The 14,125-nt window shown below is 47.6% G+C and carries 9 protein-coding genes; 5 read left to right on the top strand and 4 right to left on the bottom strand.

The window, feature by feature from the left end; all coding sequences use genetic code 11:
• Positions 1 to 19 precede the first annotated feature (19 nt).
• From BC349_RS18270 to BC349_RS18250, 5 genes are all read left to right on the top strand, one after another.
• Positions 20 to 3,100 (top strand): amidohydrolase family protein, encoded by a 3,081-nt coding sequence (locus BC349_RS18270; RefSeq protein WP_187258238.1) that lies wholly within the window; start codon positions 20 to 22, stop codon positions 3,098 to 3,100.
• Positions 3,101 to 3,111: 11 nt separating this feature from the next.
• Positions 3,112 to 4,419 (top strand): amidohydrolase family protein, encoded by a 1,308-nt coding sequence (locus tag BC349_RS18265; protein WP_187258237.1) that lies wholly within the window; start codon positions 3,112 to 3,114, stop codon positions 4,417 to 4,419.
• 304 nt (positions 4,420 to 4,723) lie between these two features.
• Entirely contained in the window at positions 4,724 to 5,185 is a 462-nt protein-coding gene (locus tag BC349_RS18260) for a hypothetical protein (protein WP_187258236.1), read from the top strand.
• Between the two features lie 190 nt (positions 5,186 to 5,375).
• Positions 5,376 to 5,795, top strand: coding sequence for a hypothetical protein (locus BC349_RS18255; protein WP_187258235.1), 420 nt, complete (start codon positions 5,376 to 5,378; stop codon positions 5,793 to 5,795).
• A gap of 88 nt (positions 5,796 to 5,883) precedes the next feature.
• Positions 5,884 to 7,092, top strand: a complete 1,209-nt coding sequence (locus tag BC349_RS18250) for a heparan-alpha-glucosaminide N-acetyltransferase domain-containing protein (RefSeq protein WP_187258234.1) — start codon at positions 5,884 to 5,886, stop codon at positions 7,090 to 7,092.
• A 58-nt stretch (positions 7,093 to 7,150) separates the two neighbouring features.
• Here the strand turns inward: BC349_RS18250 and BC349_RS18245 are convergent, their stop codons facing one another.
• From BC349_RS18245 to secA, 4 genes are all read right to left on the bottom strand, one after another.
• Positions 7,151 to 9,211 (bottom strand): TonB-dependent receptor plug domain-containing protein, encoded by a 2,061-nt coding sequence (locus BC349_RS18245; RefSeq protein WP_187258233.1) that lies wholly within the window; start codon positions 9,209 to 9,211, stop codon positions 7,151 to 7,153.
• A 53-nt stretch (positions 9,212 to 9,264) separates the two neighbouring features.
• Complete coding sequence (locus tag BC349_RS18240) at positions 9,265 to 9,798, bottom strand: hypothetical protein (protein ID WP_187258232.1); 534 nt, start codon at positions 9,796 to 9,798, stop codon at positions 9,265 to 9,267.
• 26 nt (positions 9,799 to 9,824) lie between these two features.
• The gene (locus BC349_RS18235) at positions 9,825 to 10,661 is read right to left on the bottom strand and encodes a 3-keto-disaccharide hydrolase (RefSeq protein ID WP_187258231.1); all 837 of its coding nucleotides are present in this window, start codon (positions 10,659 to 10,661) and stop codon (positions 9,825 to 9,827) included.
• Positions 10,662 to 10,749: 88 nt separating this feature from the next.
• Entirely contained in the window at positions 10,750 to 14,073 is a 3,324-nt protein-coding gene (gene secA, locus BC349_RS18230; protein ID WP_187258230.1) for a preprotein translocase subunit SecA, read from the bottom strand.
• Between the last annotated feature and the right edge of the window lie 52 nt (positions 14,074 to 14,125).

The raw sequence follows: 14,125 nt of genomic DNA, 5'->3' as shown, positions 1-14,125 counted from the left end.
AAAAGAAACTTAAACACTCATGAGAAAGCTTTTTCTGTTGCCCAAGGGGCGACGGCTCCCGGTATTATTGGCCGGACTGCTGGCCGCCACCATCGTACAGGCACAACCGACTTTCCCGGTTAACGGCATCAAAGAGGAAAAACAGGCTACCTACGCATTTACCAATGCAACCATTGTAGCCAACGAAAAAACTACCCTGAACGCGGCAACGCTTGTGGTTAAAAATGGCAAAATTGTCGCGGTCGGAACCAATGTGGCCGTTCCAAAAGAGGCGATGGTAGTGGATTGTAAAGGGAAATATATTTACCCTTCCTTTATTGACATGTACAGTGATTATGGTATGCCTGCAGCACCCCAGGCGCAGCGCCGTTTTAACTTCGGCGGCCCCACACAACTGACATCCAACCAGAAAGGCGCATATGGCTGGAACCAGGCAATCCGTACGGATGTTCAGGCCATCCGGCTCTTTGCTGCCGATGAGGCCAGGGCCAAATCCTTGCGCGACCAGGGTTTTGGTACGGTTCTTACTCACCAAAAAGATGGTATTGCCAGGGGGACCGGCGCTGTGGTAACACTGGCGGATGAAAAAGAAAACCTGACAGTGCTGAAAGAAAAAGCTACTACCCACTACTCCTTCAGCAAAGGCTCTTCCACGCAGAGCTATCCCGGAAGCCTGATGGGCACCATCGCTTTGTTGCGCCAGACTTATATCGATGCCGAATGGTACAAAAACAACAAAGAAAAAGAAGGCATTAATCTTAGCCTTCGCATGTGGAATGAAAATTTCTCCCTGCCCCAGGTGTTTGAAGCCAATGATAAATGGGGTGCCCTTCGTGCCGATAAAATTGGTGATGAATTTGGTGTGCAGTATATCATTAAAGCCGGTGGTAATGAATACCAGCGGATCGGAGACATGGCCGCATCAAAGGCAAGCTTTATCCTTCCCTTGAACTATCCCCAGGCAATGGATGTGGAAGACCCGAATGACGCGCGTTTTGTATCCCTTGCCGATATGAAGCACTGGGAGATGGCACCTTCTAATGCCGCCATGTTCGAAAAAGCAAATATTCCTTTCGCACTGACCACTGCTGATCTTAAGGATGCCAAACAATTCATGGCCAATCTCCGTAAGGCGATGGAATATGGTTTGAGTGAGCAAAAAGCCCTGGAAGCACTTACTACAACGCCGGCTACCCTCCTCGGAATTTATAAAGAGGTGGGTAGTATCGATCCTGGTAAATGGGCCAATTTCATCGTTACATCAGGACCGGTCTTCAATGAAAAAACAGTGATTCATCAGAACTGGGTGCAGGGTAAAAAATATGCTGTAAACGAAAGCAGCTGGTCTTCGGTGAATGGTAAATACCTGGTAACAGTTACGGGCGACAAAGGCTCCGTTAATTACAACCTGGAAGTTAAATCAGGAAGCACCGCCAATATTATTGCAAAAGACACCATCGCTGCAAAGTTCAGCTTTGATGGCAAAATGGTTCGTTTGAGCTTTCCCGAAAGCAAGCAGTCCAAAAAGCCGATCCGTCTCAGCGGCGCAGGCAATACAGATGGCTGGCAGGGAACAGGTGAAGACGCTACCGGCGCAAAGGTCCTGTGGACAGCAAAACTCTCCGAAGCAGCAACAACGTCTCCCGACAGCAGCAAAATAAAGCAGGCGCCTGCGCTCGGAAATGTTAGTTATCCTTTCAATGGGTATGGCTTCGAAACTATGCCACAGCAGCAGACCCTGCTGATCCGTAATGCCACTGTCTGGACCAACGAAAAAGAGGGTCGCATGGAAGGGGCAGATGTACTGGTGAAAAATGGGAAAATTGTTTCTGTTGGAAAGAACCTCAGCGATGCCGGCGCCACTGTTGTGGATGGTACCGGAAAACACCTGACCGCAGGAATCATTGACGAACACTCGCATATAGCTGCGGCATCTATCAATGAAGGGGCTCAGTCGGTAACATCCGAAGTGCGTATTGCCGATAACCTGAACCCTGACGATATCAATATTTACCGTCAACTCAGCGGCGGTGTTACGTCCTCACATATCCTACATGGTTCCGCCAATACAATCGGTGGACAAACCCAGCTGATCAAACTTCGTTGGGGCGCCAATGCCGAAGGTCTGAAGTTTGCCAACTGGGATCCCCAGATCAAGTTCGCTCTTGGGGAAAATGTAAAGCGTTCCTCCGGCACCCAGAATAACCGCTTTCCAGATTCCAGGATGGGTGTGGAAGAAGTGCTGATGGATGCGTTTACCCGTGCCCGTGATTATGAGAATGCCGTGAAGGAAGCTTTGGTTGTGCCTAAGGGCAAAAAAGGAGCAGTTGCCAATCCCTGGGCAACGGTACGCCGCGACCTGGAACTGGACGCACTGGTGGAGATCATGAACAAAAAGCGTTTTATCACCTGCCACTCTTATGTACAGAGTGAGATCACCGCTGCCATGAGAGTGGGGGATAAGTTCGGTTTTACTTTCAACACATTTACGCATATCCTTGAAGGTTATAAGGTAGCGGATAAAATGAAAGCCCATGGCTCCAATGCTTCTACATTCTCCGACTGGTGGAACTACAAGATGGAAGTGGTGGATGCCATTCCGCAAAATGCTGCCCTGATGCAACAGGTGGGTTTAAATGTGGCCATCAATTCCGATGATGCAGAAATGGCACGTCGCCTGAACCAGGAAGCCGCAAAATCTGTGAAGTACGGTGGTATGAGTGAAGAAGACGCACTGAAAATGGTTACCCTTAATCCGGCTAAAATGCTGCATGTGGATGACAGGGTTGGCAGCATCAGGGCAGGAAAGGATGCAGACCTTGTATTGTGGAGCGATCACCCGCTGAGCATTTATGCCAAAGCAGAGAAGACCATCGTGGACGGAATCGTTTATTTTGACCGCGAGCGCGATAAGGAATTGCGTAGGAAAATTTCCGATGAACGTTTCCGCCTGGTTCAGAAAATGGTGGGGGAGAAAAAGTCAGGTATGCCTGTTGGCCCCGCACGTGCAAGCATGGAACTGATGAATACCTGCAGTGACCACGATCACAGTCATGGTTTGCTGGTAGTGGATGCCGAAGCAATCAATGCTAACAACTAAAGATTCAACAAATGAAAAAGAGACTATTCAAGATATTTTGCGGACTGCTGTTCTCTGCTGCCGCTATCGGGCAGGAGAATATTTATCCTGCTGCCGAATACAAGGGTTTGTTATTTATTAAGAATGCCACAGTTCATGTTGGAAATGGACAGGTACTCAATAATACGACCATCCAGGTCAACAATGGCAAGATCGAAAAGATCGGTACAGACATCGCTATTCCCGCCGATGATGTGAAGGTGTTTGATGTCAAGGGGAAGCACGTATATCCCGGACTTATTCTCTCCGGATCCCAGCTTGGACTGGTGGAGGTTAACAGTGTGAGGGCAACAATCGATCATACTGAAATCGGGGAGATCAATCCTTCCATCCGTTCCATCGTGGCTTATAACACCGATTCTAAAGTGATCAATACACTGAAGAGCAATGGTATCCTGCTGGCAAATGTTATTCCGCAGGGCGGACTTGTCAGCGGATCTTCTTCAGTTGTGCAACTGGATGCCTGGAACTGGGAAGATGCGGCGTATAAAATGGAAAATGGTATTCATTTCCACATGCCCAGCCTTATCAACCGGCCCAATCCTTTTGCCGCTTTCTTTGGTATCACAGAGCCTGCAGGTGATCCGGTGAAAAGAGGCCTGGAACAGGTGGATAAAGTGAAAGCATTCTTCAGGGAGGCCCAGTCTTATGCCAATGAAGCAACACACAGTGTGACCAACCTGAAATACGAGGCTGTAAAGGGCCTGTTCAATAAATCACAAAAGCTGTTTGTACATTGCGATATCGTTAAGGAAATGCTGGTAGCAGTGGATTTTGTAAAGGAATTCGGCATGGACGTAGTGATTGTCGGCGGTAGCGAGAGCTTCCAGATGGCCCCGCTTTTGAAAGCCAATAATATTGCAGTGATCCTTTCACAGTCGCACAGTCTTCCCACCATGCAGGACGATGATGTTGACCAGCCATACAAAACGGCGGTATCCCTGCAAAAAGCCGGTGTGCTTTATGCCATTAATGACGCAGATGGGCAAACCCGCGGCCGCAACCTTCCCTTCAATGCAGGTACTGCAGTGGCGTACGGGTTGACCAAAGAAGAAGCACTTCAGGCTATTACCCTGAACCCTGCCAGGATACTCGGCGTAGGTGATAAAACTGGCTCTATCGAAATTGGTAAGGATGCCAATATCGTAGTAAGTGAAGGCGATATCCTCGATATGAGAAGCAGTATCATTACACATGCTTTTATCCAGGGACGCCTGGTTGACCTGACTGATAAACACAAGCAACTGTACGAGCGTTACAAGCATAAGTACGGAAAGTGAGACAATGAGCCAATGAGCCAATGAGTCAATGAGTCAATGAGTCAATGAGTGAATGAGTCAATGAGTGAATAGGTCAACAGTGAATGCGTCAAAAACTACACTGTTGACCTATTTATTTACCCATCCATCTTCCCTTCTTACTCCCCCAGGGTTACCTTTTCCCATTTTCTGTATTAACAGTAGCACGTGCTGCGCCTGCCGTATAATTTTCCGCTCAACTGCATATTCTTCTGCTCTGCTCAACTTTGTTAGAACATAACGAGCTGCCATACAAAAAGCATTCTTAACCAAAAAATGTTATTGTATGAAAAAGCAATTTTTTTCCAGGGCCGCACTCCGTTTTTTATTGACCGCAACCGCTTTCTCAGCCGCTGTACAGGTATCTTCTGCAGCTGCAAAAGGATCACCTGTAAAAGGTAGCGGGCAGGTTTCCATTTCCACCTCATCTGACAGCCTTCGACTGTCCCAGCCGCTAATTACCTATATGGGGGCAGATGAAGAGTATTATTTTTTCCGGATCCAGATACTGAATCCCGATTCCATTAAACAGGAGATCATCCTTCGTGACAAATCCAGCGGAACAGTCCTTTACAAAGACGTATTCAGTTCCTCCCTCTTTGTAAAACGCATCGCCATCCCCCGGGACCTTACTGAACTGCAGTGGGATCTCAATGCCAGAAACGGCAGGGGTAAAGCCAGTCCATCCTCTTATTCCCTGATTACGGAAGTTAAGTTGCGGGAGGACGTTTTCGTGACACGTCTCTGACCAGTCAACCGCTGTTTTAGCCAGGGTAATCAATCTGTTACTGCCGCCGGCCCAGCCGGCAGGTTTCCGGTTCGTTTGAGAGCTTTTTCCGGATTCCGGGTTTGCTTAGGCGGCAGTTTTTTTGTTTTGCAGCCTTGTTGAAGTTGGAACATTATTTGTGGTAAATTAGGTACACCTAAAACTTGCCATCATGAAAAAGTTCTTTGTATCCCTTTCAGCCATATTGCTGACTGCTTCTATTTTTAGTTCCTGTTCCAATGATGATGACCCACAACCCAACAACAATGTGCTGATCTCTTCGGGCACCTGGGTAGTTCATCTCTATACCGATAGCGGAAATGATGAAACATCCGACTACTCCGGATATGAGTTTGTATTCGCTTCCAATGGCAATATGACGGCTACAAAGGCAGGCGTTATTACCGCTGGAACCTGGGGTACAAGAACGGATGACGGAAAAAACAAAATGGACATCAACCTCAATACCACCAACGCCGACCTGCTGGAACTGAATGATGACTGGATTATAAAATCAATCACAGCCTCCCTGATCGAATTGCAGGATGACAATACCGCATCCGGTGAAGTTCTCCATTTCATGAAGAAATAAGTTCCCCCCTTCATTCACCCGTCGGGTGCCACCCGTCGGGTGGCACCCGACGGGTGAAAATTGTATCTTGGAGAATAATCCATACTGCATGAGTTTTCCTGATACCCGAACCAATGTTATCCGTATAGCCTCCATTGATGTGCTCCGTGCCTTCACCATGCTGGGAATGATCTTTGTAAATGATCTCTGGTCCCTGCGTGATATACCGGCATGGCTGGAACATGTTTCGGCGGATGCAGATGGCATGGGACTGGCAGATATTGTGTTTCCCGCATTCCTTTTTATTGTGGGGATGTCTGTTCCCTTTGCTGTGCGCAACCGGCAGGCAAAAGGCGACAATAAAACCCTGGTCAGCTGGCATATCCTTAGTCGCGGATTAGCCCTGCTCCTGATGGGCTTATTCCTGGTAAACGGTGAATATATCAGCGAAACGGAAAGCGGTATGTCCAGGGGGGCATGGAATGTACTGGCCTGTTCGGCATTCATACTGCTCTGGAATCAGTATCCATCCCGCTGGCCTGCATGGGCTAAAAGGGGATTGCAGGCAATCGGACTGATGGTGCTGGGATGGCTTGTTTACCGGTATCGGGGCGGGGAAACCGGAGCAACCATAGGCTTTAGCACCTGGTGGTGGGGCATTCTTGGTTTGATCGGCTGGGCTTACCTGTTATGCGCCCTTCTTTATAACTGGACTTCCGGGAAAGTTATCCCACTGTTTACAGGCTGGTTGATCAGCATGCTTTTCTGTTCCGCCAACCATTTGGGATGGTTGCCGGATACAGGCATATTGAGGTCGGTTATTGCTCCTTTCGGTGAAGGCGCCATGACTGCTTTTACCATCGGCGGAGCACTGGCATCTCAGGTTTTCTGGTCCCTGCACCATAAACCCGGAAATCGTTCAGCCCTCTGGTTTTATTTTATAGCAGCAGCCGTCCTTTTGCTGTTACTGGGTTTCGGAACAAGGCCTGTCTGGGGTATTTCAAAGATTCGGGCAACACCTTCCTGGGTGATGATTTGCAGCAGCATCATGCTGGTGACATTTCTCCTGGTTCACTGGCTTGTTGATCTGAAACAAAAATCTGAATGGTTCAGGATCATAAGACCTGCGGGAACAGAAACCCTGCTTTGTTACCTGGTTCCATATTATGTGTATGCTGTTGTCCAGGCCACCGGCTGGTCATTGCCTGCAGAAATGCTGACTGGTGTTGTGGGCTTGCTGAAATCATTTCTCTTTGCCCTGATGGTAATCTTTTTTACGGGTTGGCTTGGTAAAAAGCTGGTCCGCCTGAAATTGTAATATGTACAAAGTAAAAAGAGGCTAACCGGGTGGTAGCCTCTTTTTTAATGAATGACTGTCAGAATTGATACATACACTGCAGCCCAATATTTCTTCCCGGCTCATATATCCCGATATTCTTTACCAGCGATGTATGGCTGAAATAGGCTTTATTAAACAGGTTGGTGGCAAATACTGACCACTGCCAGTGATGATCTTTGCCCATTGGAGGCTTGCCCCCGATGAAAACATTTGTCAGGAGGTATCCGGCGGTTCCTGCCTCAAAAGTAGCTGGTCTTTTTTGAGCTGCATACGCATTGAACTGCAGGGTCGCATATAGCTCCTTCCATTTCTGATTGCTGCCATGCCAGGTCATTCCCGTAATCAGCTTATTGGCAGGAATATAGGGCAGGGGTGATTTGTTTTCTTTCAGTTGCCCCCTGATGATCCCGGCTGTAAGGAAATATTCCAGCCAGCTTACTGAAGCAGGATGAATATTTAGTTCCAGTTCCAGTCCTTTTAAAACAGCATTATCCTGCTTCCATCGATATACTTTCAGGTCCTTTACATATTCTCCAGACGGTGCGATATAAATATACTGACCTATACTGTTGAGATAGGCAGAAACGCTGGCCTGGAATCCGGGCCTCCTGATGCTCCAACTGATATCGCCCTGCAGATTTTTGGAAATGTTCAGGTTGTTATTTCCCACTTCAAACCTGTAGGTTCCTTCGTGACGGCCATAGGCGGTTAGTTGTGCATAATTGGGAGCCGCATAACCGCTTGCCAGGCTAAGTTTCAGTTGCATGTCAGCATTCAGGTGATATACCACACCTGCACTGAATGATGCCGGGTGGTAGTTCTTTTTTACTGCCTGTTCCGGACCACTGATGGTCGCATTTAGTGTGTCAGGTTGTTGGATGGGCGTCGTAAAAGTTGAAAGCTTATTTGCATCGGCCCTTATTCCTGCAGTGATGTCAAAAGCTCCCGATTTCCATTGTGTCAGGCCAAATAGTCCGGTGGTAATGATCCTTGCATCAGGCACAAGTACCCAATTTCCAAAGTTCTTGTTGTATTGGGAAAAAAACTGAAACCCTCCGCTAAAGCGAAAGGCCCGCGACCGGTCCGATTGCCATTGCAGATCTGTGGTGAAAGTCTGAAGATCCAGCGCCACTGCCAGGAACTTTGATTTCGGGCCGGTATCCCCTGGTTCAAATTCCTTTCTTCTGTTGAATTGATAACCTGCATTTAACAATAACTGGCTTTTCCCTGTTTTGAATTTGCTTTCCGAGCTGATTACATGGGTTTGAACAAACTGGTAGGGTGCTTCCATTTCATAGTCCCGCTCGGCCTTTTTACCCGGATTGTTGAGGGCTTCAAGATTTTCGTCCTCCACTATTCCAAGGAATTGCTGGTAAAGACTGTAATTGATCTGATGGCTTCTTTTTTCATTCCTGATGCCGGCCATTCCCTTCAACGAAATATTAGTGTACTTTGAATTAAAGGCCATTGCCGGTTCTTTGTCCTTTTTGCCGCCTCCCTGAGTGTAATTGGTATGTCCCTGTAGGTTTGCCGAGAGTGCAAAATATTTCCCCGACTTCCCCTGTCGAATTCCGGCATCCAGGTTCAAGCCCCTGCTGTTACTGAAGAGTCCGGATTGAACATAGCCATGAAAGGATTCATCTGTTCCGGGTGGCAATTCTCTGAATACAATCGCTCCGCCAAGTATATTGGGTCCATAGAGGATAGCCGCCGGACCGCTGATGATTTCAATGTGGGTAAATGGGCTGCCGGCGATTCCTATATCGTGCCGGTCATCCCAACTCTGATTGTCCATCCGTATACCATAACCGAAAACCTGGATCTGGTTGAATGAAAGTCCTCTTATGATTGGTTTATTAATACCCCCTCCTGCACTGATGGTACTAACGGATGGAAGCAATGCGAGTTGATGCATTAACTGAGGCCTTGGTCTTTGTTGGAAGGTGCGGGCAATGACCTGACTGATCGGGAAGGGTACATCATTATTCAGACTACCCTTAAGTGCGGAAATAAATACAGTGTCAAATAGTATTGATGGAGTTTGTGCGACCGACCACATAGATGAACATAGCAGTGCGATCACCATAATTTTTTTCATGGTAACTGTTGTGGAAATGAATAAATCAGTGATTACATCTGAAAATGACTGATTTATTCCGGAGGTTGTTCAACAGTTAAATCATATCCGAGATGAAGGGGACAGGACATAAGATTGAATGGTCCGCGGCCCGGCATACCACTCCAAATCTCGTGACTGTAGGTAAAGAATTGGAATATGATCTGATGCAGCCAGTTCAGGAAGGGGGCAAATCCATGCGTTTGTGCGGGGTCTGATTGCCTAGTATCCCTGAGTTTTTCGAAATGCAGAACCACGGATGTTTCCTCCTCATCGTATTGCATTTGAAGGTGAACGCTGTCAGAGGTGAATATTATTGTCTCGATATCGTACAATTTATTCTGCCACCTGATTTCAGCATTCCGGTCATTTAATTTTTCATACTCCTGTATACTCAGTACAAGTTGTTGCGATTGCTTTTGGCGTCGGCTCGCACTTCGAATACGCCAGTTGCGCGATAAATGCCTTCTTGCAATCGCCTGACGGGCCGGAATCAGCGCATGTCCCAGCATCATCATGAAATTGATGAATAATACCAGAAAAAAGGATATATGCCTGAGCTGGGGCATGTGCCAATTTGCAAACTAAATTTGTATCAGTGGCTTTTTGTTTTTAATTCCTGCAGTATTTCTCCCAGGCGTTCTGCGTGTGCTTTGTATGGAGACAGATCGATCAGTTCCACTTTCCTGAATTCAACCGGATGGCTTTCTGCCTGCAGGGAAATATAGCCTTCTCCAATCAGGCCACCACCCGGCAGGCCAGATTGCTTTACCCATTTATCATTGCCATCATACTGTGGTTTGGTATATGTCATGACGGTATCACCTTCAATGATATGACGTATCAGGGAGTCGCCGAGCACCAGCAATTCAGCTCTTACCCATTGGTCTCCATGATAGGTTTTGGACCTGGAGTTCACGCAATGCGGTGTAAACAATTTGTCATTAAGATAAACATTGGTGCCCGGAGTGCATAGGTTGCCGGTTGAACGCTCATCCTTTCCGTTTCCGCCAAGAAATTGTGCCTCCAGCGAAATCGGGAAGTCCTGTTCCAGGCGCATGCTTTCAGGAGATTGGCAGTGCAGCATTGCGCCGCTGTTCCTCAGGGCCCATCCCGGCCCGTCCTTGGCCTGTTCTCCCGTAAACCGGTATTCAACCGCGAGCAAATAATAGCTGTATTTGTTTTTGTGAAAGATATGCCCGTATTGCTCCTTGAAACCATCGTACTGGTCATATCTTACCTTCATCACGCCATCCTCGACCCTGAAAGTGTTGCCGAAATTTTCATTTAATGCATGGTCCTTGATCTTGATGGTCCAGTCTTTCAGGTCCTTCCCGTTAAAGAGTTGCACCCATTGCGGAGAGGCAGTGTTCTTTTGGGATTTGCATCCGGCAAAAACGATCAGTAGAACTATCGGAATTATCTTTTTCATGCCATTGATTTTAGTCACTATACAGGAAAGATAAAAAAAGAAAAGGTGCCTCAGGAGACACCTTTGAAAAAAAACAGACAATCTGTTGTTATGCGCCGTGGCAGTTCTTGTATTTCTTACCGCTGCCGCATGGACATGGATCATTCCGGCCAATCTTCGGGCCCACACGGATGGGCTCCTGAACCGGGTGTCCGCCGGAAGGATCGTAATAATCATTCTGGTTGGCAGCATAATCATCACCCCTGGCATCCACATCTTCCTTGTTGGATTGCAGCTTGCTCATGTCGGTTTTTTCTTCATGACCTTCCCGGATGATTTCAGCAGGTTGTTGCTGCTCCATCGGAATACCTGAATGGCAAAGGAATGATACGATATCCTTGTTCACTTCTCCATCCATTTTGCGGAAGAGTTCAAAGGCTTCCACTTTATAGATCACCAGCGGATCCTTCTGCTCCAGGTAGGCCGTCTGTACGCTTTGTTTCAGGTCGTCCATTGAACGCAGGTGCTCTTTCCAGGCATCATCGATCATGGCCAGTGTAATGGTACGTTCCACCGCATTTACCAATTCCCTTCCTTGTGAATCCAGGGTTTTCTGCATATTGCTCAACACACTGATTCCCTTACGGCCATCCGTAAACGGAACAACCACGTTTTCAATGTGCATGCCTTGTGTAGTGCGGATATTGTCAAATACGGGCACCGCCTGCTGGCAGAGATTATTCATCCTGCGCTGGTAATTCTCAACTGCTTCCTGGTAAAGTTTGTCGCCCAGGTGTTGAGCATTGCCTGATTTGAACTCAGATTCAGTGATGGAAGTGTCAATGCCGAAATTCATAATGGCTGCAAGTTTGAATCCTTCAAAGTCTTCCTGTTCCCTGAAAGAACTGATCAAACCTTCAGCTACACCATAGAAAGCATTGTCGAGGTCAAGCGCGAGACGCTCACCAAACAAAGCGTGCTGGCGTTTCTTATAGACCACGTTCCGCTGCTTGTTCATTACGTCATCGTATTCCAGCAGTCGTTTACGGATACCGAAGTTGTTCTCCTCCACTTTTTTCTGTGCGCGTTCAATGCTCTTGGTGATCATACTGTGCTGTATCACTTCACCTTCCTTGTAGCCCATCCTGTCCATGAGGGATGCAATCCGGTCAGAACCAAACATGCGCATGAGGTCATCTTCCATAGATACATAGAACTGCGATGTTCCCGGGTCACCCTGGCGGCCGGCACGACCACGCAACTGGCGGTCCACACGACGGCTTTCATGGCGCTCTGTACCAATAATGGCCAGGCCACCGGCTTCTTTCACGCCAGGTCCGAGTTTGATATCCGTACCACGTCCGGCCATGTTGGTGGCAATGGTAACTGCACCGGGCAGACCTGCTTCCGCAACTACCTGTGCTTCCCTTGCGTGCTGTTTCGCGTTCAGTACGTTATGCGGGATTTTTTTCACCTGCAGCATCCTGCTCAATAATTCGCTCACTTCCACCGAAGTGGTACCCACCAGAACCGGACGGTTTGCATTGCGCAAGGCTTCAATCTCTTCAATTACGGCCGAATATTTTTCACGCTTGGTCTTGTAAACGAGATCTTGCTGGTCTTTACGGATCACGTTAACATTCGTTGGAATGGTTACCACATCCAGTTTGTAGATATCCCAGAGTTCAGCTGCTTCGGTTTCCGCAGTACCGGTCATACCAGCCAGTTTGTGGTACATCCTGAAATAGTTCTGCAGGGTAATAGTAGCGTAGGTTTGTGTTGCCGCTTCAATCTTCACATTTTCTTTCGCTTCAATGGCCTGGTGTAAACCATCTGAATAACGACGGCCTTCCATTATACGACCTGTTTGCTCATCCACAATCTTAACCTGTCCGTCGATTACCACGTATTCCACATCCTTATCAAACAGGGTGTAGGATTTCAGCAACTGGTGAATGGTATGAATGCGGTCAGCCTTCAGGGTGTATTCATTCAGGAGGCCTTCTTTCTGGTGTAGTTTTTCTTCGGCAGTAGCTGCACTTGTTTCAATTTCCCCCAGTTTCGAACTGATGTCTGGTAAAACAAAGAAATCCGGGTCTTCGCCACTGCGGGTGATCATCTGGATACCTTTATCAGTAAGATCAACCGAGTTGTTTTTCTCATCAATGTAGAAATATAATTCAGCATCTACTTTTGGCATTTCCTTCTGCTGGTCTGCCAGGTAATAGTTTTCAGACTTCTGCAGTTTAACCCTTACGCCTGGTTCGCTTAAGAACTTGATCAATGAACTCGTCTTGGGTAAGCCGCGATAGGCGCGCATCAGGGCCAGACCTCCGTCTTTCGGATCGTCATTTCCTTCAGCGATCTTTTTCCTCGCTTCATTCAGGAATTTATTCACCACCTGTTTCTGGGCTTCCACCAGTTGCAGCACACGTGGTTTGAGGAGATGGTATTGCTGTTCTTCACCGCGGGGTACGGGACCTGAAATGATCAGGGGGGTACGGGCATCGTCAATCAGCACGGAGTCGACTTCATCCACCATGGCGAAATGATGCTTGCGCTGAACCATTTCATCCGGGCTGTGTACCATATTATCCCGCAGATAATCAAAGCCGAATTCATTATTGGTGCCATAAGTGATGTCTGCCAGGTAGGCGCGACGGCGTTCTTCCGTATTTGGCTGGTGTTTGTCTATGCAATCAACAGTAAGTCCGAGCCACTCGAAGATCGGGCCATTCCATTCAGAATCTCGGCGGGCAAGGTAATCGTTGACGGTAACAATATGCAGGCCTTCTCCGGCAAGTGCGTTCAGGTAGGCCGGCAGGGTTGATACCAGCGTTTTACCTTCACCGGTAGCCATCTCGGCAATTTTACCGGAATGCAGAACATAACCACCGATGAGCTGAACATCATAGTGTACCATGTTCCAGGTAACGGTACCACCACCGGCTGTCCAGCTGTTGCTGAAATTTGCATGGTCGCCATCAATGGTAATATATTGTTTGGTAACAGCCAGCTGGCGGTCGAGTTCGGTTGCAGTGGAGGAGATGATGGTGTTTTCCTTGAAGCGTCTTCCCGTTTCCTTTACTACGGCAAAAGCTTCGGGGGCTATCTCTTTCAGGATCTCTTCAATCTGATCATTGCGCTTTTTCCTGAGTTTGTCAATTTCCTGGTAAATGCTGTCTTTACCATTGAAATCACTGAAAGGGAGGGCTTCGGCTTCTGCGCTCAGTTTCCCGATCTCTTCATCTATTCCTGAAAGGTGTTGCCTGATCCGCTGGCGAAATTCATCGGTCTTGGCACGGAGCTGGTCATTGGATAGTGATTGATAAGCAGCAAAATATTCGTTCACCTTTGCTACAATCGGCTGGATGCTTTTGACATCCTTTTCAGATTTGCTTCCGCCGAATAGTTTCTGGATAAAACCTAACATGTTTTGGGTATTGTCTTAGTAATAGTTCGATTAAGTTTTTTTTCTGACAATT

Source organism: Flavihumibacter stibioxidans (assembly GCF_014332695.1).
Taxonomy (GTDB): Bacteria; Bacteroidota; Bacteroidia; order Chitinophagales; family Chitinophagaceae; genus Flavihumibacter; species Flavihumibacter stibioxidans.
Note: the sequence above shows the minus strand (reverse complement) of the source record. Positions and strands in the feature narration are given on the sequence as shown.

What these genes read in the sequence shown, in the direction of transcription:
- BC349_RS18270 (WP_187258238.1), top strand. Translation starts at nt 20, where the DNA reads ATGAGAAAGCTTTTTCTGTTGCCCAAGGGGCGACGGCTCCCGGTATTA.
- BC349_RS18265 (WP_187258237.1), top strand. Translation starts at nt 3,112, where the DNA reads ATGAAAAAGAGACTATTCAAGATATTTTGCGGACTGCTGTTCTCTGCT.
- BC349_RS18260 (WP_187258236.1), top strand. Translation starts at nt 4,724, where the DNA reads ATGAAAAAGCAATTTTTTTCCAGGGCCGCACTCCGTTTTTTATTGACC.
- BC349_RS18255 (WP_187258235.1), top strand. Translation starts at nt 5,376, where the DNA reads ATGAAAAAGTTCTTTGTATCCCTTTCAGCCATATTGCTGACTGCTTCT.
- BC349_RS18250 (WP_187258234.1), top strand. Translation starts at nt 5,884, where the DNA reads ATGAGTTTTCCTGATACCCGAACCAATGTTATCCGTATAGCCTCCATT.
- BC349_RS18245 (WP_187258233.1), bottom strand. Translation starts at nt 9,211, where the DNA reads ATGAAAAAAATTATGGTGATCGCACTGCTATGTTCATCTATGTGGTCG.
- BC349_RS18240 (WP_187258232.1), bottom strand. Translation starts at nt 9,798, where the DNA reads ATGCCCCAGCTCAGGCATATATCCTTTTTTCTGGTATTATTCATCAAT.
- BC349_RS18235 (WP_187258231.1), bottom strand. Translation starts at nt 10,661, where the DNA reads ATGAAAAAGATAATTCCGATAGTTCTACTGATCGTTTTTGCCGGATGC.
- secA (WP_187258230.1), bottom strand. Translation starts at nt 14,073, where the DNA reads ATGTTAGGTTTTATCCAGAAACTATTCGGCGGAAGCAAATCTGAAAAG.